The following is a 22,585-nucleotide window of genomic DNA, read 5'->3' as shown; positions in this document are numbered from 1 at the left end:
ACCAGTCTCTCACGACGCCCGGAATGCTCGGGCCTACCATCGGCCTGAATTTTCCGCCGTTCGACCTTCCCCAGCTTGCCCTGATATGTCCCGTCCTGCCTCATCCGCCGCGCGAGGGCTCCACGGCCTGATCCGGCCGTAAGGTAGGCCCATGACCATCGAGTCGGACCCCTCCTACCCGGCCCACTGGGAAGCCGATGTCGTCCTCCGTGACGGCGGCACGGCCCGGATCAGGCCCATCACCACCGAGGACGCGGGCCGGCTCGTCAGCTTCTACGAGCAGGTCTCGGACGAGTCGAAGTACTACCGCTTCTTCGCCCCCTACCCCCGGCTCTCCGACCGCGACGTCCACCGCTTCACGCACCACGACCACGTGGACCGGGTCGGCCTCGCCGCGACCATCGGCGGGGAGTTCATCGGCACGGTCCGCTACGACCGCATCGACGCCGCCGGCCGGCCCGCCTCCGCACCCGCCGACGAGGCCGAGGTCGCCTTCCTCGTCCAGGACGCCCACCAGGGCCGCGGGGTCGCCTCCACGCTCCTCGAACACATCGGCGCGGTGGCCCGGGAGCGCGGCATCCGACGCTTCGCCGCCGAGGTGCTGCCCGCCAACACCAAGATGATCAAAGTCTTCACGGACGCCGGCTACCAGCAGAAGCGCAGCTTCGAGGACGGCTCCGTCCGCCTCACCCTCGACCTCGAACCCACCGCCGAATCCCTCGCCGTGCAGCGCGCCCGCGAACAGCGCGCCGAGGCCCACTCGGTGCAGCGGCTGCTGGCCCCCGGTTCGGTGGCCGTCGTCGGCGTCAGCCGCTCCGGCGGGGGCGTGGGCGCGGCCGCCCTGCGCAACCTGCGCGACAGCGGCTTCCACGGCCACCTCTACGCGGTCAACGAGGCCGTCACCCGCGACCTCCTCGACGGCGTACGGGCCTACCGCACCATCGAGGCCATCGGCGCCCCGGTCGACCTGGCGGTCGTCGCGGTCCCGGCCGACCGGGTCCCGGACGCGGTGGCGGCCTGCGGCGAGCACGGGGTCCAGGGGCTCGTCGTCCTGTCCGCCGGATACGGGGAGAGCGGCCCGGCCGGACTCGCCCGCCAGCGCGAACTGGTGCGGCAGGTGCGCTCGTACGGGATGCGGCTGATCGGGCCGAACGCCTACGGGGTGATCAACACCGCGCCCGAGGTGGAACTCAACGCCTCCCTCACCCCCGCGCCGATGCCGACGCGCGGCCGGATCGGCCTGTTCACACAATCCGGGGCGATCGGCATCGCCCTGCTCTCCGCGCTGCTACGACGCGGCGAGGGCCTGTCCTCCTTCGTCTCCGCGGGCAACCGCGCCGACGTGTCCGGCAACGACATCCTCCAGTACTGGTACGACGACGAGGCGACCGACGTCGCCCTGCTCTACCTCGAAACCCTCGGCAACCCGCGGAAGTTCACCCGCCTCGCCCGCCGCACGGCGGCCGTCAAACCGGTGGTCGTCGCCAAGGGCGGCCGCCACAGCCCGGCCGGACACGTGGTCCCCGACACCCGGCTGCCGGACGCCACCGTCTCCGCCCTGCTGCGCCAGGCCGGCGTCATCCGCGTCGACACGGTCACCGAGCTGGTGGACGTCGGCCTCCTGCTGGCGGCGCAGCCGCTGCCCGCCGGACCCCGCATCGCGATCCTCGGCAACTCGGAATCCCTCGGGATCCTGACCTACGACGCCTGCCTCACCCAGGGCCTGCGCCCCCTGCCGCCGCTGGACCTGACGACGGCGGCGGCGCCGGCGGACTTCCGCACCGCCCTGACCGACGCGCTCCGCTCCGAGGACTGCGACGCGGTGGTGGTCACGGCCATCCCGTGGGTGAGCGAGGACGCACCGGAGGACGACCTGGCCGGCGCCCTGCGCGCGGCGGTGGCCGCCCACCCGGGCAAGCCGGTCGCGGTGGTGCACGTCGAGCTCGGCGAGCTCGCCCTGGCGCTGTCCGCCGTGCGCGGCGTCCCGCACACCACGTCGCCGCGGAGCTGGGGCCCCGTGCCGGACCAGGCACCCCAGGCCCCGCCCGGGGCGCCGGCCGCGGCCGGGGACAGCATCCCCAGCTACCCCGCCGCCGAACGCGCGGTCAAGGCCGTCGCCGAGGCCGTCCGGTACGGGCAGTGGCGCCGGGCCGCCGCCGAGGACGACGGGCGGGTCCCCGAGTACGAGGACATCGACGAGCCCGGAACCGCGCAGCGGCTGGCCGGGCTGCTGACCGACGTCGACCCCGGCGCCGTGCTGACGCTGACCGACCGGGACGCCCGCGAGCTGCTCGCGGGCTACGGCATCCGCGTCCTGCCGACCCTGCCCGCGCCGAGCGCCGACGCGGCCGCCCGCGCGGCCGGGGTGCTGGGCTACCCGGTGGCGCTCAAGACCACCGCCCCTCACCTGCGTCACCGCGCGGACCTGGGCGGCGTACGTCTCGACCTCACGAACGAGACCGAGCTGCGGCGCTCGTACGAGGAGCTCACCGACGCGCTGGGCAAGCCCGCCGAGCTCCAGCCCGTGGTGCAGGCCATGGTGCCCCGCGGGGTCGACACCGTCGTCCGCTCCGTCATCGACCCCGCTGCGGGCGCCGTCCTCTCCTTCGGGCTCGCCGGCGTCGCCTCCGAGCTGCTCGGCGACACCGCGCACCGGCTCGTCCCGGCCACCGACCGGGACGCCGCCGGACTGATCCGGTCCATCCGGACCGCGCCCCTCCTGTTCGGCTGGCGGGGCAGCGACCCCGTGGACACCCCCGCCCTGGAGGAACTGCTGCTGCGGGTGTCCCGCCTCGTGGACGACCACCCCGAGGTGATCGGCGTCTCGCTGGAGCCGGTCGTGGTCGCCGACGAGGGCCTGTCCGTGCTCAGCGCCACCGTCCGCGTCGCCCACCCGCCGGCCCGCGGCGATCTCGGTCCGCGGACCCTCCCCAGTTACTGACCGGGTACGGCGCGGCCTGAGGGCCCCGTACGGGCCTTAGGATGGACCTCATGGCGAAATCCGGTACGACGACCCAGGGGCTGCGCACGGCGATCGAGCGCAGCGGCTACTACCCGGCCCTCGTGGCCGAGGCCGTGGAGGCCGCGGTGGGCGGCGAGCCGATTTCGTCGTACCTGGTCCACCAGGAGACGACCTTCGACTCCAACGAGGTGCGCCGGCACGTCACCGTGCTGGTCCTGACGGGCAACCGCTTCATCGTCAGTCACACCGACGAGCAGGCCGCCGACGCCGGGTCCCCCTCCCCGTACGCGACCACCTCCACCGAGTCGGTCAAGCTGTCCAGCATCTCCTCCGTGGTGCTCAGCCGCGTCGTCGCCAACCCGGAGTCCTACACCCCCGGCACCCTGCCCCGCGAGGTCGTCCTGACCATCGGCTGGGGCGCGGTCTCCCGGATCGACCTGGAGCCGGCCGCCTGCGGCGACCCGAACTGCGACTCCGACCACGGCTACACCGGCAACTCCACCGCCGACGACCTCAGCCTGCGGGTCAGCGAGGCGGGCGACGGCCCGGAGGCGGTGCGCCAGACCCTGGTCTTCGCGCAGGCACTCAGTGAGGCAACAGCAGCCACGTCCGCCACCCCCGCCCGCTGATGGCGTACTCCGCGGCACAGGAGTGGCCCGAGCCGGAGCTGCTGGACCTGGCGGGCGCCCCCGTCCCGGAGTACGGCGCCGGGTCGCTCGCCGACCTCCTCCCCACGCTCGTGGCCGGCCAGGGCGTCCCCGGTTTCACCGCCGCGATCCCCGAGCTGACCCCGGCCGACCGGAACTGCGTGTTCCTGGTCGACGGCATGGGCTGGGAGCAGATCAAGGCCCACCCGGACGAGGCCCCGTACCTCACCTCCCTGCTCGGCAGCTCGCGCGGCGGCACCGGCCGCCCGATCACCGCGGGCTTCCCGGCGACCACCGCCACCTCGCTCGCCTCCGTGGGCACCGGCCTGCCGCCCGCCCGCCACGGCCTGCCCGGCTACGCCGTCCGCAACCCCGCCACCGGGGAACTGATGAACCAGCTCCGCTGGCACCCGTGGACCTCGCCGAAGCCCTGGCAGCCGTATCCGACCGTATTCCAGCAGGCCGACAAGGCCGGGGTGGCGACCGCCCAGGTGTCCTCGCCCGCCTTCCAGACCACCCCGCTCACCAAGGTCGCGCTGAGCGGCGGCACCTTCCTCGGCCGGATGACCGGCGAGGAGCGGATGGACCTGGCGGCCGAGCGCCTCTCGGCCGGCGACCGCTCGCTGGTCTACACGTACTACAGCGAGCTCGACGGGGCCGGCCACCGGCACGGCGTGGACTCCGACGCCTGGCGCGGCCAGCTGATGTACGTGGACCGGCTCGTCCAGCGGCTCGCCGAGCAGCTGCCGCCGCGCACCGCCCTGTACGTGACCGCGGACCACGGCATGGTCGACGTCCCCTTCGACGAGGAATCCCGGATCGACTTCGACGAGGACTGGGAGCTCGGCGCCGGCGTCGCCCTGCTGGGCGGCGAGGGACGGGCCCGGCACGTGTACGCGGTGCCGGGCGCGCAGGCCGACGTACTGACCGTGTGGCGCGAGGTGCTCGGCGACCGGTTCTGGGTCGCGAGCCGCGAAGAGGCCCTGGAACTGGGCTGGTTCGGCGCGCCGGGGGAGTGCGACGAGCGGGTGCTCGGGCGCATCGGCGACGTGGTGGCGGCCGCTCAGGCCGATGTCGCGATCACCGCCTCGCGCAACGAGCCGAACGAATCCGCCCTCACCGGAATGCACGGCTCCATGACCGCGGCGGAGCAGCTCGTCCCGCTGCTCGAGATCCGCACCTGACCCTCGCCCGACACCCCGTACGCCCCCGCCCCACCACCTGCCCACGACCCGAAAGGTCCGTACTTCCCATGCCCGAGCTGGTGTTCTTCTCCGGAACGATGGACTGCGGAAAGAGCACGTTGGCGCTCCAGATCGCGCACAACCGCGATGCGCGGGGGCTGCAGGGCGTGATCTTCACGCGGGACGACCGGGCGGGTGAGGGCAAGCTCTCCTCCCGGCTCGGCCTGGTGACGGAGGCGATCGAGGCGCCGGAGGGCATGGACCTGTACGCGTACCTGGTGGCTCAGCTCTCGCAGGGGGGCAAGGCCGACTACGTGATCGTGGACGAGGCGCAGTTCCTGGAGCCCGAGCAGATCGACCAGCTCGCGCGCATCGTCGACGACCTCGACATGGACGTCTTCGCCTTCGGCATCACGACCGACTTCCGTACGAAGCTGTTCCCCGGCTCGCAGCGGCTGATCGAGCTGGCGGACCGGCTGGAGCAGCTCCAGGTCGAGGCCCTGTGCTGGTGCGGGGCGCGCGCGACGCACAACGCCCGTACGGTGGGCGGGGAGATGGTGGTCGAGGGCGCCCAAGTGGTCGTCGGCGACGTGAACCGCCCGGCGGAGGAGATCGGCTACGAGGTCCTGTGCCGCCGCCATCACCGCCGCCGCATGACGTCGGCCGCGGCCCAGGCCGGCGCCCTCTCCCCGGACGTCCTCCCGGTCAACCACGCCTGACCACCCGTCCCGTGGTCCCTTCCGGGATGGTTCTGCCGCCTTTCGCCGCAGGTCAGCCGCCCCAGCAGGGCGTCCGGGCGCCGACGGCCTCTGCGCCGGCCCCTATGCGGAAGGCCAGGCCCGTGGTGAACTCCGGGCCGAGGGACTGACCGCACTGCTCGCTGAGTTCGCGGGGCGACAAGAAGACGACGGCGGCCTGACGGAAGTGCCCCTCCTCGCCCTGGGTGAAGCACACCTCCAGGTCGGGATCGGCGACCTCTCCCTGCAGGGGGTGCTCCCACTCGTCGTGGACCGCACCCGTCTGTCGGAGTACCGCTACGGCCACTGGTTGCCACACCCCGGACACGAACTGGACGAGCACATGAATTACCCCCAAGTCCCCGTACGGCTGCTCGCCCACGAGTCCTTGCCCGGTATCGCCGACGCGTTCGGGGCCATGGACGGCCGGCGGGCTTGACATCCGTGCGGCGGGCACCGCCCAGGAACCCTACGTCGGACTCGGTGAGGACGGGGTGCTGATCAGCCAGGACGTCGGCGGCGGATACCTCTGCCGCACGCAGGACGGCGCCGGCGACGTCATTATCGAAGCCCGCAACGTACTGCCCGACGAGTGGGTCTTCGTCGGATACACCCCGGGCTTCGTCGACAGCGACCGGATCCTGGTCGTGACGGGCGAGGAACAGTGGGCAGAGGAAGGCACCCACCTTCTCCTCGATGCACGCACACTCGAGCCTGTCGCCGAACTCGACTACCCTCACGTTTCGGGAGTTGCGGCCGTGCCGCTCGGTGACGGCACATGGCTCACCCACGACCACGAGACAGTGCAGCGCTGGACGACGGCCTGACCGCCCCGCCCCCGGGCCGAGGGCCGGCAGTCGCCCGTTCGGTGGATCCGATGGAGCGGCCGTGAGCCAGGAAGCGTATCGCCGAGAGCTCGATTATCTGATCCGGTACGCGCACGACGACTGGCTCGGGTTCTCCGTCGTCAGCGGATCGGTGGGCGGTCTGCTCGGACGCGGCGCCTCCTTCGAGGTGCAGCTGGGGCTGCTCCTGCGGATCGTCGGCGATCTGTATGACGCCGGAGCGCGAGCGGGCGATCTGACGGAGTCGACAAGCGAGCCGTTCCTGCCGTGGAACGCGGACAAAGCCGAGGCCCTGACCCGGATCGCCGCGGAGGTCGAGCCGCATTCCCGATTGCCCGAGTCCGGTGACGTCTGCTGGTTCGCGGTGCCCTGAGCCGGATACGGGTCTCCCGCGGCATGACATCGATCCGCGGGAGCGGAGATCGGGTGCGGCCGAGCGGAGGGGCGGCTACGCCCTGACCGGATCGGCCTGCACCACGACGACGGCCGGCCCGTGCGACCCGGACTTCGGGCCCTCGGGTGGGCCGTACACTCGGCCCATGGGTCGCACACGTTCCTCGAGGCAGTGCCTGCAGCAGGCCGCCTTCGGGATGCGCCCGACCGCCGGGACCGCGACCGTCGTCGACCCGGCCGACGAGGTCCTCGCCGTAGCGCCCAAGACGCGCCGTACGGCCCTGCACGGCCACGGCTAGCGCTTCGCGCCTCCGGCCCCTCCGCTCCACATCACCACAGCAGCTTCCCGGCATGCCGCCGGCGCTGCCGCCTGGCTACGGCCGCACGCCCGGGCCCGAGCCCCCTCGAAGGGATCATTGTGAAGCTGAGCGAATTGCTGGCCGGGCAGGAGCACCACGTCCTCCAGGGTGATCCGGACACGACGCTGATCACCGCGGGAACCACCTTCGACGCCGACCGGGTGATGCCGGGCTCGCTCTTCATCGCCGTACCCGGACACCGGGAGGGCGGTCCGGCCTCCGTCCCGCCCGCCCTGGCCCGGGGCGCCGCCGCCGTCCTGGTCGACGGCAGTGAGCCCGCCCTGCCGGCCGCGGTTTGGCCCCCGGGCACCTGCGTCGTCCGGGTCCCCGACACGCGGACGGCCGCGGCGGTGGTGACCTCCCGCTACTTCGGCGAGCCCGGGAAACAGATGGACATGGTGGCGATCACCGGCACCAACGGGAAGACCTCCGTCTCGTACATGGTCGAGTCCGTCCTGCGGATCGCCGAGGGCTCCAGGGTGGGGGTGATCGGAACCGCCGGCAGCAGGATCGGCGACGAGCCGATCCCCATGCCGCCCTCGGTGCTGACCACGCCCGAATCCCCCGACCTGCAGTACCTGCTGGGGTACATGCGCGACCGCGGGGCCGCCGGCGTCGTGCTGGAGGCCACCTCGATGGCGCTGCTGACGCACCGGGTGGACCGTACGTTCATCGACGTCGGGGTCTTCACCAACCTCACGCAGGACCATCTGGACGACCACGGGACGATGGCGGACTACCGGGACGCCAAGCTGCGGCTCTTCCAGGGCCTGTGTCGGCGTGCGGTGGTCAACGCCGACGATCCGGTGGGCGCGTCCATCGTGTCGATGATGCCGGGCGCGGTGACCACGTACGCCCTGGACCGCCCGGCCGACTACCGTGCCACCGACCTCGTGGTGAGTGCCTCGGGTACGCGGTTCACCCTCCACCACGCCGGACGCGCCTACCCGGCCTCGATCCCCGCCCCCGGCCGGTTCTCGGTGGCCAACGCGCTGGCCACGGTGGCGGCCTGCCACGTGCTGGGGCACGAACTGGGCCCCCTGGTCGAGGCGCTCGACCTGATGCCTCCGGTCCCGGGCCGGCTGGAACGCTTCCGGACCCCGCTCGGCACCTCCGTGATCGTGGACTACGCCCACTCGCCGGACTCCCTGGAGAAGGTCCTGATCACCATCCGGGGCTTCGCCCGCGGCCGGGTGATCACGGTCTTCGGCTGCGGCGGGGACCGCGACACCACCAAACGCGCCGAGATGGGCCGGATCGCCGGGACCCATTCCGACCTCTGCGTCCTGACCTCGGACAATCCCCGCAACGAGGACCCCGAGGCCATCCTGGACCAGGTCTCCCACGGACTCACGGAGACCGACACCCCCTTCCGGCGCCACGCCGACCGCCGCCGGGCGATCGCCTTCGCGCTGTCCGAGGCCGGCCCCGACGACACGGTCCTGATCGCCGGCAAGGGCAGCGAGCCGCACCAGATCGTCGGCGAGGAGCTGCTCCCCTTCAGCGACATGGCCACCGTGCGCGAACTGGCCCAGCCCTAGGCCGTCCACGCGGCACGGGGCTGCCGCGATTCCAAGGCCCGCCGGGCACGCCCCGTATCGTGAGGGCATGAAGGGCATGAAGGGCATGAAGGGCATGAAGGTGTACCGGAGCACTGCTGTGCGTGTCGACGCGATGCTCGAAGACTTGCGCGCGCTCGTCGAGGTCGAGTCCCCGTCGCGCGACCTCGACGCGCTGAACGCCTCGGCCCGCGTCGTGGCCGAGGTCATCGAGGGCCGGCTGGGTGGGCGGGCCGTCCTGGTGGAGAGCCAGGCCGGGCCGCACGTGCACTGGTCGGGCGGAGGCGAGCCCCGGGTGCTGATCCTCGGTCACCACGACACCGTCTTCCCCCTGGGGACGCTGGCGCGCCGCCCCTTCCGCGTGGAGGGCGGGCGCGCGACCGGCCCCGGTGTCTTCGACATGCTCGGCGGTCTGGTCCAGGCGGTTCACGGCCTGGCGGCGCTGGACGACCTGTCGGGCGTGGAGGTTCTGGTGACCGCCGACGAGGAGGTCGGTTCCGGTTCCTCCCGGGCCCTGATCGAGGAGCGGGCCCGTGCCTGCGGCGCGGTGCTGGTGTTCGAGGGCGCGGCCGAGGGTGGCGGCCTCAAGACGGGCCGTAAGGGGTGCGGCACGTTCGAGGTGGTCATCAAGGGTCGGGCGGCGCACGCGGGGCTGGAGCCGGAGGCCGGGGTGAACGCGTTGGTCGAGGCGGCCCACCAGGTGCTGGACATCGTGGCGCTGGGCCGGCCGGAGATCGGGACGACGGTCACGCCGACCGTGGCGTCGGCGGGAACCTCGGACAACGTCGTTCCGGCGGAGGCGACGGTGCTGGTCGACGTCCGGGTCGAGTCGGTCCGGGAGAAGGAGCGCGTCGAGTCGGCGATGGCGGCACTGGCCCCGCATCTGGACGAGGCGGAGATCGTGGTCCGCGGTGCCGTGGGCCGGCCCCCGATGCCCGAGTCGGCGTCGGCCGAGTTGTTCGAGATCGCGCGGCGACTGCTGCCGGGCATCGAGGGCAAGGCCGTCGGCGGCGGCAGCGACGGCAATTTCACCGGCGCGCTGGGGGTGCCGACGCTCGACGGCCTGGGAGCGGTCGGCGGTGGCGCCCACGCCGACCACGAGTACCTGCTGGTCGACGCGATGGCGGAGCGGGCGCAGCTCGTCACCGGACTGGTGAACGCGATCCGCGACGGCGGAACCGGCCGCTGAGCCGTTCCGTCATGTGCGACTGACCGTCGGGCGGGGCGCCGTGAGGCGGCGCCGGGCGAGGAGGCCGCCGACGCCGGGGACGGCCGACAGCGCGACGGTCATCCGGTCCGCTTGCGGTTCACGGACGGTGGCGATCAGGACGATCAGGTAGGCGCAGCCGTGCAGGGGGCCGACGGCCGAGGCGACGGCGCGCAGGTGAAACGTTCCGAGGTTGCCCAACAGGACGACCATGGTGCCGAGTTCCAGGAGAGCGGCGGTCCGTAGGAGGGGGCCGGGTCGGTGCATGTCAGGCTCCTGTGGTGGATCCGGGGCGGACGATCATCAGGACGGTCACCGTCGCCCACAGCAGGTTGAACAGTCCGGTGTGCATGCTCAGTTGCCCCACTGTCCGCCGGGTGGTCGCGGCCTCCCGCGGATCGAGGGTGCCGTCGAGGACGGTCAACGTCGTTGCCTGACGGGGGAGTACCAGGATGCCCAGCACGGCCGCGGCCGCCGCGGTCAGCGCGATCGAGGTGAGCAGCCAGGGGCTGCTCAGCACGTCGAGGCTGTGGGCGGTCGCCAGCCCGAACACCGGTACCACGACCGCGATCACGGCGTAGACCCGGCAGATGCGGTGCAGCGTACGGGCCTCGGCGCGGGCCGCCGCGTCGCCGGGGGCGGCCAGGGCGCGGCGGGCCGTCGGGGGGAACATGCTCGCGGCGACGGTGACCGGGCCGATGGTGATGACCGCCGCCAGGACATGGACGGCGAGCAGGAATTTCGTCACGGGGTGATCCAGGTGGTCGGGAGCGGGCGGGCGCCGGAAGGTCGATCGGACGGCCGATCGGACGGCCGATCGGAGGGGCGCCGTGGACACCGACGCTAGGTGCGGGTACGCGATCGGCGGAAGTGGCTGGAATGCCGGCCATCAACGGATTGTGGCCAACCGCGATCTGTGGCGGTCGAACGGCTGTGACCTGCTGGAACCGGTGCCGGTGTCGAAATTCCGGCGTGAGGCCCGGACCGCGCCCGGCTAAGGTCGGGCCATGCATACCGTGGCCGTGCTCGCCCTGGACGGCGTGATTCCGTTCGACCTGTCCACCCCGATCGAGGTGTTCGCGCGGACCCGTCTCCCCGACGGCCGTCCGGCCTACCGGGTCCGTGTCTGCGCGCCGGCCGAGGAGGTCGACGCCGGGGCGTTCGTACTGCGCGCGCCGTGGCCGCTGGCGGAGCTGGCCGAGGCGGACACGATCGTCCTGCCCGGTGTGGCCGACCCCGCGGCACCGGTACCCGAGGAGGTCCTCGACGCGCTGCGCCAGGCCGCCGCCCGGGGGACCCGGATCGCCTCCATCTGTGTGGGGGCCTTCGTCCTGGCCGCCACCGGACTCCTGGACGGCCTGCGCGTCACCACCCACTGGTCGGCCGCCGGGTTGCTCGCCGCGCTCCACCCCGCCGTCGAGGTGGACCCGGAGGTGCTCTACGTCGACAACGGACAGCTGCTCACCTCGGCCGGCGCCGCCGCCGGGCTGGACCTGTGCCTGCACATGATCCGGCGTGACCTCGGCTCTGCGGTGGCCGCGGACGCCGCCCGGCTGTCCGTCATGCCGCTGGAACGCGACGGCGGGCAGGCACAGTTCATCGTCCACGACCAGCCGCCGGCCCCGCGGGGATCGGTGCTGGAGCCGCTCATGCGGTGGATGGAGGACAACGCCCGCCGCGACCTCACGCTCGACGAGGTCGCCGCCCACGGCGGCATGAGCGTGCGGACCCTCAACCGGCGCTTTCGCGAACAGACCGGCACTTCGCCACTGCAGTGGCTGCACCGGGCCCGGGTCCGACAGGCGCAGTATCTGCTGGAGACCACCGCGCACCCCGTCGAACGGATCGCTGCGCAGGTCGGCTTCGGTTCCCCCACGGCATTCCGGGAGCGCTTCAAGCGACTCACCGGAACCAGCCCGCACGCCTACCGACGCACGTTTCAGGTGAAGGATCGGACTGCACGGAATTCCACGCGAACGGTGCCACAGCGGCCCTGACCCGGCGGGCCGCCCACGACACCGAGTGGCCCCCGGCGGCGTACGGGCGGACAGAGCCGGAAGGCCGGCGGAGCAGGGTGCTCCGCCGGCCTTCCCGGGTGTCACCGCGGCGGCCCTACGCCCGAGGCCCGGTTCCAGCGCATTCGTGACCAGGGGAGGGCGAGTTCGGCCCGGTCCGTGATCCGGTGCGGGGCCAGGGAGTCGACGGCGACCGCCTCACGGTGGCGGGCGTACACGCCGTCCACGTACCGGTGGCCGGTGTCGGCGGCGATGAACACCACCGTGCGTTCCGGGGCCCGGGAGCGTTCCCACCGGGCGGCGAGGTAGCCTGCCCCGGTGGACAGGCCGGCGAACACCGCGTGCCTGCGGAGCAGGTCCACGCTGCCGGCCAGGGCGGCGTCGAAGGAGATCCAGTGCAGCGTGTCGTACGACGCGTGGTCGACGTTCCCGAACGGGATGGAACTGCCGATCCCGGCGATGATGATCTCGGGATCGGCGACGTGCTCGGCGCCGAAGGTGACACTGCCGAAGGGCTGCACGCCGACGAGTTCGACATCGGGGGAGTCCTCCCGCAGATAGCGGGCGAGGGCTCCGGTGGAGGCGCCCGATCCGACGCCGCCGACCAGGGTCAGGCCGCCCCCGTCCCCGCCCGTCGCCCGCCGGATCCGCTCCGCCACCGCCCGGTAGCCCAGGTAGTGGATGTCGTCGTGGTACTGCCGCATCCAGTGGTACTCCGGGTGCTCCGCGAGGATCTCGTGGATGCGCGCGACCCGCCGCTTCTGGTCCAGCTTCAGGTCGTCGCAGGGCTCCATCCGCTCCAGCGTCGCCCCGAGCACGGCCAGTTGGGCGCACAGCGTGCCGTCGACGGTCGTCGACCCGACGATGTGACAGCGCATGCCGTGCCGGTGGCAGGCCAGCGCGAGGGCGTACGCGTAGATCCCGCTGGAGCTGTCCAGCAAGGTGTCCCCGCGCCGCACCGCCCCCGTGTCGAGCAGATGACGGACCGCGGCGAGGGCCGAGACGACCTTCATGGTCTCAAAGCGCAGGCAGACGAGCCGGTCGTCGAGGCGTATCAGGTCGGGCCGGCCGATGGCCTCCGCGATGTGCTGGTCCACTCGGGAACTCCTTGGTCGGGAGGGAAGGGAAGGTCGTGAAGACGCGGGTCGCGGCGATGCCGTTGCTGTCCAGGGCCCGTACGCAGCCACGGATCCGGTCGCGCAGGCCCGGGGCGGCCGGGTCGAGGAGCAGGCCGGCCACCGCGCCGCTGTGCGCGATCTGGACCCCCAGTGTCCCGAGCCGCCGTCCGATATCGGTGAGGGTGTCGAACTCCGGGTGCCGCAGCAGCTGTTGACCCTGCCGGGCGCTGGCGCTCGCGACCTGGCCGAGCAGGGCCGCGTCACCCGTGGCCACGGCCCGCCGCAGCAGGGCGCGCAGCCGCTCGAAGGCGCGTACCTCCCTCCCGTCGTACGTGGGGACCGGCAGGGCGAGGGTGTCCACGGGCGCTCCCCCGCCCAGGGTGCAGCCCACGACGACCAGCGGCGGCAGGCAGGGGCCGAGGACCTCCAGCACCCGCCCCTCGCGCTGGGCGAAGAGCACCGGGCGGGCGTCGAGCATCAGCGGGTCGCAGGCCCGTTCGGCGCGCACCGCCAGCCGGGCGACGGTGCCGGGCGCCAACCGCACCCCGTAGGCGTCCGCGACCGCGCGGACGACGGCTATGACATCGCTGGTGGAGCTGCCCATGCCGAGGCCCACCGGGATGTCGCCGGTGATCCGCAACTCCCCTCCGCAGGGCGGCTCCCGGCGCAGCCGCGCGCATTCCTCGACGGCGAGGGCCGCGGCCCGGGCGGCCTTCGTACGGCCGCCCGGCCGGACGGTGAGCCGCTCCGGCGGGGTGTCGGGACATCGGGTGAACTCGGCCCGGCTGCCCATGCCGGTCATCGGCAGGGTGACGAGGCCGGCGCACCGGCGCCCGGTGGCGTCGAGGAAGACGCCCTGGAGGATCTCGCCGTGATGGCAGGCGGCGTGCCCGGTGCCGCGGTGGTCGGGGGGCAGGCTCACGGCCGCCCCGCCGTGCGGTAGCGGTACAGGGTCGTCGGGTCGGCGCTGAACTGGGAGAAGGGGAAGGGCTCGGCGGACAGGGCGGTCACCCCGGAGCCGAGGAAGGCCCGGGCCACCGCGCTGCCGCTCTGCGCGTAGACGACCAGCGGGACGCCCCGGGCACGGCAGCGGGCGAGGACGGTGTCGAAGGAGCCGTTGCCGAGGGTCATGCCGGTGGCGACCACGGCGTCGGCCTGCTCCAGCACCGCGTGCATGTCGGTGGTGACGGGATCGCCCCACTGGGTGGCTTCGAGGTTGAAGTCGCACGGCAGCGGTACGCCGCCCCGCTCGCGGATCGCCGCGACCAGCGGGTTCACCACCCCGATGAGGCCGACCCGGGCGCCCGCGGCGACGTCCAGCAGCCCGGCGACGGCCGCGTCCCGGGCCCGGGCGCGTACCTCGGGGGTGCCGGCGGGGAGGACGACCGGCTCGGCTCCGGCGTCGCGGTGCGGGAGTTGCCCGGCCAGGTACGCGTCGAGGGCGGCGATCCGTAGCGGGCGCGGGGCCTCGCGCAGCAGGACGTCGAGCCGGGTGCCCGAGGCGTCGCGGCAGATCGCCGGGTCGATCTCGCCGGCCTCGAAGGCGCAGCCGCCGAAGGCGCCGCCGAGGCGGACCAGGACGTACTGGTTGAGGTAGGTGGTGTCGCCGCCGGCCAGTCGGGTGCCGTGGTGGATCCAGAACACGCTGGTCGCCACGAATTCGCTGGGCGACGGGCCGTGCGCACCGGCCAGGACGGACGTGATCAGGGCGTCGACGGTCGGTGCGGGCGCGGTGGTCGGGAGGTTGGTCATGACGTTCCTTGTCGAAGTGCGGGTGCGGGTGCGGGTGCGGATGGGGGTGCGGGTGCGGGTGCTGGCGCGGGTACGGGTACGGGTGGGTGCGTGGTGGCGTGGAGGGGGCCCCGGTAGGAGACGGCGGTCCGGCCCAGGCCGTCGGTGGTCAGTTCGGCGTCGACCTCGAAGAACCGCGCGAGGCGCTCGGCCGTGAGGACGGCGGCGGGCGCGCCGGAGGCGACCAGCCGGCCCTGGTGCATGAGCAGCAGCCGGTCGCAGTGGCGGGCGGCCAGGGTGAGGTCGTGCAGGGCGACCAGGACCGTCTGCCCGGTGCCGGCGAGCAGTTCCATGAGTTCCCACTGGTGTTTGACGTCCAGGTGGTTGGTGGGTTCGTCGAGGAGCAGGCCGTAGGGCTGCTGGGCGAACGCGCGGGCGATGTGGGCGCGCTGTCGTTCGCCGCCCGACAGGCCCTTCCAGGAGCGCCCGGCGAGCGCGCCCAGGCCGACCCGGTCCAGCGCGGCGGCGACGACCGCCCGGTCGGTGGCGTCCGGGCCGTGCCACCGGTCGCGGAAGGGGGTCCGCCCCAGCCCCACGACGTCGGCGACGCGCAGGTCGGTGTCGAATCCGGAGTCCTGCTCGACGAAGGCGATCCGGCGGGCGATCCGGCGGGCGCTCCAGTCCCGGATCGAGAGGCCGTCGTAGCGCACCGTGCCCGCGTCGGGCACGCGCAGGCCGGCCAGGCAGCGCAGCAGCGAGGACTTGCCCGAGCCGTTGGGGCCGAGCAGCCCGACCGTCTCGCCCGGCGCGATGTCCAGGTCGACCCCACGGACGACGGGAGCGCCCGAGACCGACCAGCTCAGTCCTTCGGCGGTGATCCTCACAACTCACCCCTCCTGCGCAGGACGAGGAGGAAGAGCGGCACGCCGAGCAGCGCGGTGATCACGCCGACCGGGATCTCACGCGGTGCGAAGGCGACCCGCGCCAGGGCGTCGGTCCACACGAGGAACACCGCGCCCGCGAGCGCCGCGTGGGGGAGCAGCACCCGGTGCAGCGGACCGGCCAGCAGGCGTACTCCGTGCGGGACGATCAGCCCGACGAACCCGATGGCGCCGACGGTGGCCACCGCCACCGAGGTCAGCACGGCCGTCACCACCAGCAGCAGCATCCGGGTGCGCCGTACGCCGATCCCCAGCGAGGCGGCGGTGTCCGCGCCGAACGCGAGGCCGTCGAGGGCGTTCGCGCACAGCCGGGCGATCACCAGCCCGAGCGGGGTGACGATCGCGCAGACCACGACGGCGTCCCAGCGGGCCGGGGCCATCGAGCCCAGCAGCCAGTGGGTGAGGGCCCGCGTGGTGTCGGCGTCGGCCGAGGCCATCAGGACGAGCGAGGTCAGGGCCGTGAAGAGCTGCCCGACGACCACACCGGTCAGGACGATGCGCCCGGAGTCCAGGCCCGTCCGGTACAGCAGCGCCAGCAGCAGGCCGAAGGAGAGCAGGGCGCCGACGAGGGCGCCGCCGGTGATCCCGAGGGTTCCGGCGGCCGCCCCGGACAGCGGCAGGACGGCCACGACGACGGCCCCGGCCGAGGCACCGGAGGACACGCCGAGCAGGTACGGGTCGGCCAGCGCGTTGCGCGTGACGGCCTGCAGCACGGTGCCGCACACCGCGAGCGAGGCGCCGACCAGCGCCGCCATCAGCACCCGCGGCAGCCGCAGGTCCCAGACGAGCGAGTCCAGCAGCGGCGGCAGCGGTTCCACGGCCAGGCCCAGCCGGGCCCCGAGCACCCGGCCGAGGTCGCTCCATCCCACCTCGGCGCTGCCGATACGGGTCCCCGCCGCCACCGAGGCGACCAGGACGAGCACCCCGGCGAGGAACAGCCCCGCCCGGGCCGGCCCTCCGGACCGAGGGGACCTGGCGGGTGCCGTGCGCACCGGCAACGCGCGGGCGGCGGGAAGCAGCAGGTCCACCGCCCCCGGGTCAGCGGACATAGCCGAGGTCCTTCATCCCCGCCGCCAGCAGCCCCAGGGCGTGCACGGAGCGTACGGAGGGGTCCAGTTCGATCCCCGGAACCTCGACGATCCTGTTCTCGCGGACCGCCGCCAGCTGGGAGACCATCGGGTCCCCGGCCATCGCGGCGCGCTTCTCGGCGGCGCTGTCGCCGGGCCGGCCGCGCTCGCTCAGGTCGCCGATCACGATGAAGTCCGGGTCGCGCCGCGCGACTTCCTCCCAGGAGACCTCCGGCCAGTCCTCGGCCACGTCGTCGAAGACGTTCTTCGCCCCGACGATCCGGCTCATCTCACCGGGCAGGCCGGTCCCGCCCGCCACGTAGGGCATCCCGTTGAAGACCGAGTAGAGGTGGACGACGGTGGGCTGCCGTCCGTCCCGGGTGGTGGCCCCACGGGCCTTCTCGCCCGCCTCGGCGACGGCGGCCCGCTGTTCCTGGGCGAGCCGCCCGGCCCGTTCCTCGACGCCGAAGGCCTTGCCGAGCCGCTCGTAGTCGGAGAAGAGCAGTTCGAAGGGGGGCTTTCCGGACTCGCCGTGCTGCGGGCAGTCCACCGCGCTGACGAAGGTGGGGACCCCCAGGGCGGCCAGTTCCTCACGGGTGCCGGCGCGGTCCTTCGTGTAGAGGTCGGCGGAGCCCGCCACCACGAAGTCGGGCGTGGCCGAGCGCAGTTGCTCACCGGTGGCGATCTTGGGGGCGATGACCGGGACCTTGGCGTAGGCCTCCTGGTACCGCGCGGGGATCCGCGTCTTGAGGTTGGCCGTTCCGGCCATCCGGTCCTGGAGCCCCAGTTCCAGCAGGGTCTCGGTCGAGGTCTGGTCCAGGGCGACGGTGCGTCGCGGGGGTCGGTCGAAGGTGAGCTGTCGCCCACAACTGTCGAAGGCCGCCGCCCGGGCGGCGGGTTCGCCCCTCGGTGCGTGGTCGTCGGTGGGGGTCGAGCAGCCGGTGGTGGCGAGGGCCAGGGTGAGGGCGCAGGCGAGGGGGATGCCGATCCGGGCGCGGTGGCGCATGGGTTCTCCGGTCTGGGACGTGCGTGGGTGTGGTCGAGCACCGGGCAGGAGTGCCGCGCTCGAAGGGTACTGTAATGGTTATCGTTTTCATTAACACCCCCGGGTCGAGGTTCGCCGAACCGCGCCCCGGCACCTGCCGACGAATGAGGAGCACCCCACCGTGGCGACCACACCCGTGCCCGCGACGACCGAGACCGGTCCACCGCCCGCCCGTTCCGTCCTGCGCGACACCGCGTTCCTGCGCCTGTGGGCCGGAACCACCGCGTCCGGGCTCGCGACCTGGGCGCTGCCCTTCGTCCTGGGCCTCGCCGTCCTGCACCGCGAACTCGGCGCGGCCGGCCTGGGGCTGGTCCTCGCGGCCCGCACCGCCGGCTTCCTCGTCGCCGTCGCCGTCGGCGGGGTGCTGGCCGACCGCCACTCGCGCCGGGCCGTCGTGCTCTGGTCCGCCCTCGCGGCCGCGGCCGCGGCCCCGCTGCTCGCCCTCGGACTCGGCCGCTCCCTGCTGGTGATGACCCTGGCCGCGGCCCTCGCGGGCGCGGGCCAGGGAGCCTGCCGCCCCGCCTTCCAGGCGCTCACCGCCGAGGTCGTCGCCGCCGACCACCGGCAACAGGCCAATGCCGCCATGACCATGGCGGTTCGGACCTCCACCTTGGCGGGCCCCACCCTGACGGCCCTGCTCGCGGCGTTCGTCGACGTGGGAACGCTGCTGCTGGGCATCGGCCTGCTCTGGCTGGTCGCCGCCCTCCTGCCGGGCCGCGGCGCCCCGACCGCCGGATCGGTCGCCGGATCGGTCGCCGGGTCGACGGCCCCGGCCCCGCGCGCCTCCCTGCGTGCCGAGTTCGTCGACGGCATACGCGAGGCCCGCCGCCACCCCTGGTTCCTCGCCGGCCTCGGCGCCCTGACCGCCGTGATCGCGCTCGGCTACTCCGCCACCGGCGTCGCCCTGCCCCTCATCAGCCGCGACCGCTACGGCACCGGCTGGGTCATGGCCGCGGCCATGACCGCGTACACCGTGGGCGCACTCGGCGGGGCGCTGGTCACCGCCCGCCGGCGGCCCCGCTCCCAGGGCTGGAGCGCCTTCGCCGGCCTCGCCCTCTACGGTTTCGCACCGCTGAGCCTGATGCTGCCGGTCCACCCCGCCGTGGTGATCGCCGCCTACGTCGTGGCGGGCGTCGGGATCGAGCTGTTCAACGTGCCCTGGTTCACGGCCACCCAGCGCGAGGTCGCCCCGGACAAGCTCGCCCGCGTCTCCTCGCTGGACTTCCTCCTGTCCTACGGCCTCGCCCCGGTGGGCCTCGCCCTCATCGCCCCGGCCATCGGAGTCTTCGGCGTCACCCCGGTCCTCGCCGTGTGTGCCGCGGTCTGCTTCCTGGTACCCGCCGCGGCCGCCCTCGCGCCCACCGCCCGGCACTTCGGGCGGCCCCCGGGGCCGAGGGCGCACTGAGTTCAGCGTCGCGGGCGCACCAGGGCGAAGACCGCGCCCTCCGGGTCCGCGACCGTGGCCTGCCGCCCGCGCGGGCCCTCCCGGGGCGGGTCGACGACACGTCCGCCGAGCTCGACGACCCGGGCGGCCGCCACGTCGGTGTCCTCCACCTCGAAGTACGCCATCCAGTGCGGCCCCCGGTCGTGCGGAAGCGAACGGCCGACACCGTGCACGGCGGCCACCGGGCGCCCCTCCAACTGCAGGGTCAGGTAGTCGAAGTCGTCGGAGGCCGTGGCGTGCGTCTGCGCCTCGTGGCCGAAGACGTGCTCGTAGAACTTCCCGACCGTCGAGGTGTCCTGGGTGACCAGCTCGTTCCACACGGGGGTCCCCGGCCCGCGGTACGGCCGGGTGCCCATGAGGCTCTGCGCCTGCCACAGCCCGAAGATCGCGCCCAGCGGGTCGGAGCAGATCGCCACGCGCCCCGCGATACCGGCGTCCAGCGGACCCACCGCGACCGTGCCCCCGCAGGCGCGGACCGACTCGGCGGTCGCGTCGGCGTCGTCCGTGGCGAGGTACGTCGTCCAGGCCACCGGAAGATGCCGGTCCGGCGGCATCTCGCCGATCCCGGCCACCTCGTGGCCGTCCAGCACGGCGCGGACGTACGGGCCGAGCTGCTCGGGTCCCGGTTCGTACTCCCACCCGAACAGGTCGGCGTAGAAGTCCTCGGTGGTCCCGAGGCCGTGCACCATGAGGCTCACCCAGCACGGGGTACCGGGCGTGCGCCGGGTTGGTTCCGCTGCCTCGGTCATGTCAGCCGTCTCCTCCGTCGTGGCGCTTACCGGTGCTGATGCTTCCACTCCCGGCGGCTCGGCGCGCCCCGACCGGGCCGCATAAATGCGGCCCGGCACGGAGTTGACCGGATCGGTTCGGCCCGTCGATGACGGCGCTGTTACGCCCGTGACGGGCGGGGAGGAAGATGGCCGGCATGACTGCGAAATCTGTGATCGTCGCCGCCGCCGAACTGAGGAACGAGCTGGCGGGCCCCCGCCCGCCGGTGCTGCTGGACGTCCGCTGGCAGCTCGGCGGCCCTGACCAGCGGCCCGCCTACGAGGCAGGACACCTGCCCGGGGCGGTGTACGTCGACCTCGACCGCGAACTGGCAGGTCCGCCCGGGGCGGGCGGCCGCCACCCGCTTCCGGACCCGGAGGCCTTCGGGGAAGCCATGCGGAGGGCGGGCGTCAGGGCGGACGGGCCCGTCGTCGTGTACGACGGCGGACTGGGCTGGGCGGCGGCCCGGGCGTGGTGGTTGCTGCGCTGGACGGGTCACCCGAACGTGCGGGTCCTCGACGGCGGCTTGGCCGCCTGGACGGCGGCCGGCGGCGCGGTGACGGCCGATCGGGTGACTTCCGTCGAGGGCGATTTCAAGCCAACTCCGGGGGCGGTCGGACTGCTGGACGCCGACGCGGCGGCCCTGCGCGCGCGTGCGGGGGTGCTCCTGGACGCCCGCGCGGGGGAGCGCTACCGGGGCGAGGTCGAACCGATCGACCCGGTCGGCGGCCACATCCCGGGCGCGCTGTCGGCCCCGACCACGGAGAACGTCGGTCCGGACGGGCGCTTCCTGCCGGCGGACGTCCTGCGCACCCGGTTCGAGGCGCTCGGCGCGTCCGAGGGGGCCGCGGTGGGCGTGTACTGCGGCTCGGGGGTGTCCGGGGCGCACGAGGTACTGGCCCTGGAGGTGGCCGGCATCGAGTCCGACCTCTACGCTGGCAGTTGGTCCGAATGGTCCGGCGACCCGGCCCGCCCGGTGGCCACGGGCCCGGACCCCCAGTAGGCCGAACCGCCGCCGGGCAGGACCCGGCGGCGGCTCTCCCGCTGCTCCCGCCGCTACTCCTGCTTCTTGCGGCGGGTGCCGAAGACGATCTCGTCCCAGCTCGGTACCGCCGCCCGACGCCCGGGGCGGACCCCGTCGGCCTCGGCCTGGCGGTCGGTGGTTCCCGTCAGGCGGTCCCGGTGGCCCGCCACCGTGCGCGGCATCAGGACGTCGGCGTACGCGGCGCCCGCGCCCGCCGAGGCGGCGGGTGCCGGCGGCTCCTCCGCCTCCGGTTCGGTGTCGTCCGGGGTCTCGGTGCGGTCCGGGACCACCATGTCGCCGCGGAAGCTCGGGACCGCCTCCAGCAGGCTGGTGAGGGTGTCCCGTTCCTCCTCCGGCTCCGGTACGGGCGCCGGTCGGGGTTCGACCCGCTCCAGCTGCCGGTCCAGGGCGCGATCCAGCGGCCGGTCGCGCGGCAGCCTGGCGATCCTCGGTACGAACGGGAAGCTCGGCTCCGGCGCCGCCGGCAGGTCCTCCGACTCACCGATCAGGGAGCGGGCCTCGTCGTCCACGGCCACGACCAGGCGGCGCGGCGGATCGTAGGTCCAGCTCGCCGAGTGCGGCTCGCCCGCGACCCGGTAGACGAGCAGGACCTCCCAGGTGCCGTCGTCACGGCGCCAGGAGTCCCACTGGACGGACTCCTTCTCGGCCCCGCGCAGACCGAGGCGCTCCTGCACGGCCTCGCCGAGCTGCGGACCGGTGTTCTCACCGGGGCGGCGTACGGGCGTCTTGCGGGCGCGCTCGGCCATGAACGCGCGCTCGGCGAGCACCGGGCCCTCGAAGCGGCGTACGCGGTCGACGGGGATGCCGGCGAGTTGAGCGACCTCCTCCGCGGAGGCACCGGCCCGTATGCGGGCCTGGATGTCGCGGGGGCGGAGGTGGCTCTCCACCTCGATCTCGATCTGGTTCAGACGCGCGCGATCGTTGCGGACGGCGGCTCGGAGCCGCTCGTCGATCGGAAGCGTGTACTCCGTGCTGTCCGCAGCCTTGAGCACCAGTCGTGTGCCGTCATTGGAGACGGCCACGACACGCAGTTCGGGCATGGGGACCTCCCGGGTGGTGCCTGCCGACGTCACGTGCGTCGCTGCTTCCGCTAGTCGAGTGTGGCCTGCCCGGGTGCAGCCTGCCACAACCTTGCCGAGTTAAACCGGCGTGTCGGGCATGCGCCCTTGATCGCCGTTATGGCACGGTTACCTGTTGGGCACGCACAGTGACCGAACGGTTACTGTGCGCAGCAGGCGCCCGTGCAATACCGCGGCATCACCGGTCTTTGAGTGCCGTGTTCCATCCGTCGGCCCCCTCTCCCGAGTCCGGACATCCGAAAGGAAGGACGGCCCCAGGGCTCGCCACAGTACTCCATTCGGGCCACCTGGGTGGACCGCCGCGCCGCCGAACTTTCCTCGGACGGCGGGAGTTGGCCTGCCCTCGATCGGGTCCGACCTGCGCCCGTGGTCCGTTTTCGGGTGTCTTGCTTCACATAATCACCAGAAACGGAACTATCTGCTTCGCTCGGCGGTCGGT

At 73.5% G+C, this 22,585-nt stretch carries 23 protein-coding genes; 12 read left to right on the top strand and 11 right to left on the bottom strand.

The features are described 5' to 3' along the window. The first annotated feature begins 151 nt into the window (after positions 1-151). The 4 genes from ACWG52_RS10055 to ACWG52_RS10040 all read left to right on the top strand — a co-directional run bounded on the left by ACWG52_RS10055 (position 152) and on the right by ACWG52_RS10040 (position 5,512). Positions 152-2,941 carry a bifunctional acetate--CoA ligase family protein/GNAT family N-acetyltransferase gene (locus ACWG52_RS10055; protein WP_390139739.1) on the top strand — a complete coding sequence of 930 codons (2,790 nt, stop codon included), beginning with the start codon at positions 152-154 and terminating at the stop codon, positions 2,939-2,941. Positions 2,942-2,991: 50 nt separating this feature from the next. After that, positions 2,992-3,591, top strand: coding sequence for a DUF5998 family protein (locus ACWG52_RS10050; protein ID WP_030713230.1), 600 nt, complete (start codon positions 2,992-2,994; stop codon positions 3,589-3,591). Further along, positions 3,591-4,793 (top strand): alkaline phosphatase family protein, encoded by a 1,203-nt coding sequence (locus ACWG52_RS10045; protein ID WP_389809748.1) that lies wholly within the window; start codon positions 3,591-3,593, stop codon positions 4,791-4,793. The genes ACWG52_RS10050 and ACWG52_RS10045 overlap by 1 nt, the downstream gene beginning before the upstream one ends. 68 nt (positions 4,794-4,861) lie before the next feature. Next, positions 4,862-5,512 (top strand): thymidine kinase, encoded by a 651-nt coding sequence (locus tag ACWG52_RS10040; protein WP_389809745.1) that lies wholly within the window; start codon positions 4,862-4,864, stop codon positions 5,510-5,512. 52 nt (positions 5,513-5,564) lie between these two features. Here the strand turns inward: ACWG52_RS10040 and ACWG52_RS10035 are convergent, their stop codons facing one another. Next, positions 5,565-5,837, bottom strand: a complete 273-nt coding sequence (locus ACWG52_RS10035; RefSeq protein WP_389809743.1) for a hypothetical protein — start codon at positions 5,835-5,837, stop codon at positions 5,565-5,567. 187 nt (positions 5,838-6,024) lie between these two features. Here ACWG52_RS10035 and ACWG52_RS10030 point away from each other — a divergent pair, with 187 nt between their 5' ends. The 5 genes from ACWG52_RS10030 to ACWG52_RS10010 all read left to right on the top strand — a co-directional run bounded on the left by ACWG52_RS10030 (position 6,025) and on the right by ACWG52_RS10010 (position 9,875). Continuing rightward, on the top strand, positions 6,025-6,357 hold the full coding sequence (locus ACWG52_RS10030; protein ID WP_389809740.1) for a hypothetical protein: 333 nt from the start codon (positions 6,025-6,027) through the stop codon (positions 6,355-6,357). Positions 6,358-6,418: 61 nt separating this feature from the next. Then, complete coding sequence (locus ACWG52_RS10025) at positions 6,419-6,748, top strand: hypothetical protein (protein ID WP_453128494.1); 330 nt, start codon at positions 6,419-6,421, stop codon at positions 6,746-6,748. Between the two features lie 166 nt (positions 6,749-6,914). Next, positions 6,915-7,067 carry a hypothetical protein gene (locus ACWG52_RS10020; RefSeq protein WP_161293150.1) on the top strand — a complete coding sequence of 51 codons (153 nt, stop codon included), beginning with the start codon at positions 6,915-6,917 and terminating at the stop codon, positions 7,065-7,067. 119 nt (positions 7,068-7,186) lie between these two features. After that, positions 7,187-8,668 (top strand): UDP-N-acetylmuramoyl-L-alanyl-D-glutamate--2,6-diaminopimelate ligase, encoded by a 1,482-nt coding sequence (locus tag ACWG52_RS10015; RefSeq protein WP_390139744.1) that lies wholly within the window; start codon positions 7,187-7,189, stop codon positions 8,666-8,668. Positions 8,669-8,735: 67 nt separating this feature from the next. Further along, complete coding sequence (locus ACWG52_RS10010) at positions 8,736-9,875, top strand: M20 family metallopeptidase (RefSeq protein WP_389809731.1); 1,140 nt, start codon at positions 8,736-8,738, stop codon at positions 9,873-9,875. 9 nt (positions 9,876-9,884) lie between these two features. Here ACWG52_RS10010 and ACWG52_RS10005 read toward each other — a convergent pair whose 3' ends face one another. Then, complete coding sequence (locus tag ACWG52_RS10005) at positions 9,885-10,160, bottom strand: DUF3817 domain-containing protein (protein WP_389809728.1); 276 nt, start codon at positions 10,158-10,160, stop codon at positions 9,885-9,887. Position 10,161: 1 nt separating this feature from the next. After that, the gene (locus ACWG52_RS10000; protein ID WP_389809725.1) at positions 10,162-10,641 is read right to left on the bottom strand and encodes a hypothetical protein; all 480 of its coding nucleotides are present in this window, start codon (positions 10,639-10,641) and stop codon (positions 10,162-10,164) included. 259 nt (positions 10,642-10,900) lie between these two features. Here ACWG52_RS10000 and ACWG52_RS09995 point away from each other — a divergent pair, with 259 nt between their 5' ends. Then, a complete protein-coding gene (locus tag ACWG52_RS09995; protein WP_390139748.1) occupies positions 10,901-11,890 on the top strand; it encodes a GlxA family transcriptional regulator in 990 nt (329 codons plus the stop codon). Positions 11,891-11,991: 101 nt separating this feature from the next. Here ACWG52_RS09995 and ACWG52_RS09990 read toward each other — a convergent pair whose 3' ends face one another. The 6 genes from ACWG52_RS09990 to ACWG52_RS09965 are packed head-to-tail and all read right to left on the bottom strand — an operon-like array spanning position 11,992 to position 17,771. Beyond that, on the bottom strand, positions 11,992-13,005 hold the full coding sequence (locus ACWG52_RS09990) for a pyridoxal-phosphate dependent enzyme (protein ID WP_389809720.1): 1,014 nt from the start codon (positions 13,003-13,005) through the stop codon (positions 11,992-11,994). Beyond that, on the bottom strand, positions 12,926-13,948 hold the full coding sequence (locus ACWG52_RS09985) for a GHMP family kinase ATP-binding protein (protein WP_389809717.1): 1,023 nt from the start codon (positions 13,946-13,948) through the stop codon (positions 12,926-12,928). The genes ACWG52_RS09990 and ACWG52_RS09985 overlap by 80 nt, the downstream gene beginning before the upstream one ends. Beyond that, positions 13,945-14,778, bottom strand: coding sequence for a Rossmann-like domain-containing protein (locus tag ACWG52_RS09980; protein ID WP_389809714.1), 834 nt, complete (start codon positions 14,776-14,778; stop codon positions 13,945-13,947). The genes ACWG52_RS09985 and ACWG52_RS09980 overlap by 4 nt, the downstream gene beginning before the upstream one ends. Then, positions 14,775-15,641, bottom strand: coding sequence for an ABC transporter ATP-binding protein (locus tag ACWG52_RS09975; RefSeq protein WP_389809711.1), 867 nt, complete (start codon positions 15,639-15,641; stop codon positions 14,775-14,777). The genes ACWG52_RS09980 and ACWG52_RS09975 overlap by 4 nt, the downstream gene beginning before the upstream one ends. Then, on the bottom strand, positions 15,638-16,747 hold the full coding sequence (locus ACWG52_RS09970; protein WP_389809709.1) for a FecCD family ABC transporter permease: 1,110 nt from the start codon (positions 16,745-16,747) through the stop codon (positions 15,638-15,640). Before ACWG52_RS09970 ends, ACWG52_RS09975 begins: the two co-directional genes overlap by 4 nt. Beyond that, a complete protein-coding gene (locus tag ACWG52_RS09965) occupies positions 16,737-17,771 on the bottom strand; it encodes an ABC transporter substrate-binding protein (protein ID WP_389809706.1) in 1,035 nt (344 codons plus the stop codon). Before ACWG52_RS09965 ends, ACWG52_RS09970 begins: the two co-directional genes overlap by 11 nt. Before the next feature lie 160 nt (positions 17,772-17,931). Between ACWG52_RS09965 and ACWG52_RS09960 the strand changes: the two genes are divergently transcribed. Beyond that, complete coding sequence (locus ACWG52_RS09960) at positions 17,932-19,215, top strand: MFS transporter (protein WP_389809703.1); 1,284 nt, start codon at positions 17,932-17,934, stop codon at positions 19,213-19,215. Positions 19,216-19,217: 2 nt separating this feature from the next. Here ACWG52_RS09960 and ACWG52_RS09955 read toward each other — a convergent pair whose 3' ends face one another. Beyond that, the gene (locus tag ACWG52_RS09955; RefSeq protein WP_375937481.1) at positions 19,218-20,003 is read right to left on the bottom strand and encodes a VOC family protein; all 786 of its coding nucleotides are present in this window, start codon (positions 20,001-20,003) and stop codon (positions 19,218-19,220) included. 176 nt (positions 20,004-20,179) lie between these two features. Here ACWG52_RS09955 and ACWG52_RS09950 point away from each other — a divergent pair, with 176 nt between their 5' ends. Then, a complete protein-coding gene (locus ACWG52_RS09950) occupies positions 20,180-21,025 on the top strand; it encodes a sulfurtransferase (RefSeq protein WP_386120145.1) in 846 nt (281 codons plus the stop codon). A 53-nt stretch (positions 21,026-21,078) separates the two neighbouring features. Here ACWG52_RS09950 and sepH read toward each other — a convergent pair whose 3' ends face one another. Then, complete coding sequence (gene sepH, locus ACWG52_RS09945) at positions 21,079-22,107, bottom strand: septation protein SepH (protein WP_030713170.1); 1,029 nt, start codon at positions 22,105-22,107, stop codon at positions 21,079-21,081. Between the last annotated feature and the right edge of the window lie 478 nt (positions 22,108-22,585).

It is taken from the genome of Streptomyces sp. CLCI03 (genome assembly GCF_053615355.1).
The sequence above is the reverse complement of the archived record's forward strand: the minus strand, read 5'-3'. Positions and strand labels throughout refer to the sequence as shown.

What these genes read in the sequence shown, in the direction of transcription:
- ACWG52_RS10050 (WP_030713230.1), top strand. Translation starts at nt 2,992, where the DNA reads ATGGCGAAATCCGGTACGACGACCCAGGGGCTGCGCACGGCGATCGAG.
- ACWG52_RS10005 (WP_389809728.1), bottom strand. Translation starts at nt 10,160, where the DNA reads ATGCACCGACCCGGCCCCCTCCTACGGACCGCCGCTCTCCTGGAACTC.
- ACWG52_RS09965 (WP_389809706.1), bottom strand. Translation starts at nt 17,771, where the DNA reads ATGCGCCACCGCGCCCGGATCGGCATCCCCCTCGCCTGCGCCCTCACC.
- ACWG52_RS10010 (WP_389809731.1), top strand. Translation starts at nt 8,736, where the DNA reads ATGAAGGGCATGAAGGGCATGAAGGGCATGAAGGTGTACCGGAGCACT.
- ACWG52_RS09995 (WP_390139748.1), top strand. Translation starts at nt 10,901, where the DNA reads ATGCATACCGTGGCCGTGCTCGCCCTGGACGGCGTGATTCCGTTCGAC.
- ACWG52_RS10045 (WP_389809748.1), top strand. Translation starts at nt 3,591, where the DNA reads ATGGCGTACTCCGCGGCACAGGAGTGGCCCGAGCCGGAGCTGCTGGAC.
- ACWG52_RS09980 (WP_389809714.1), bottom strand. Translation starts at nt 14,778, where the DNA reads ATGACCAACCTCCCGACCACCGCGCCCGCACCGACCGTCGACGCCCTG.
- ACWG52_RS09955 (WP_375937481.1), bottom strand. Translation starts at nt 20,003, where the DNA reads ATGACCGAGGCAGCGGAACCAACCCGGCGCACGCCCGGTACCCCGTGC.
- ACWG52_RS10055 (WP_390139739.1), top strand. Translation starts at nt 152, where the DNA reads ATGACCATCGAGTCGGACCCCTCCTACCCGGCCCACTGGGAAGCCGAT.
- sepH (WP_030713170.1), bottom strand. Translation starts at nt 22,107, where the DNA reads ATGCCCGAACTGCGTGTCGTGGCCGTCTCCAATGACGGCACACGACTG.
- ACWG52_RS10040 (WP_389809745.1), top strand. Translation starts at nt 4,862, where the DNA reads ATGCCCGAGCTGGTGTTCTTCTCCGGAACGATGGACTGCGGAAAGAGC.
- ACWG52_RS09970 (WP_389809709.1), bottom strand. Translation starts at nt 16,747, where the DNA reads ATGTCCGCTGACCCGGGGGCGGTGGACCTGCTGCTTCCCGCCGCCCGC.
- ACWG52_RS09950 (WP_386120145.1), top strand. Translation starts at nt 20,180, where the DNA reads ATGACTGCGAAATCTGTGATCGTCGCCGCCGCCGAACTGAGGAACGAG.
- ACWG52_RS10020 (WP_161293150.1), top strand. Translation starts at nt 6,915, where the DNA reads ATGGGTCGCACACGTTCCTCGAGGCAGTGCCTGCAGCAGGCCGCCTTC.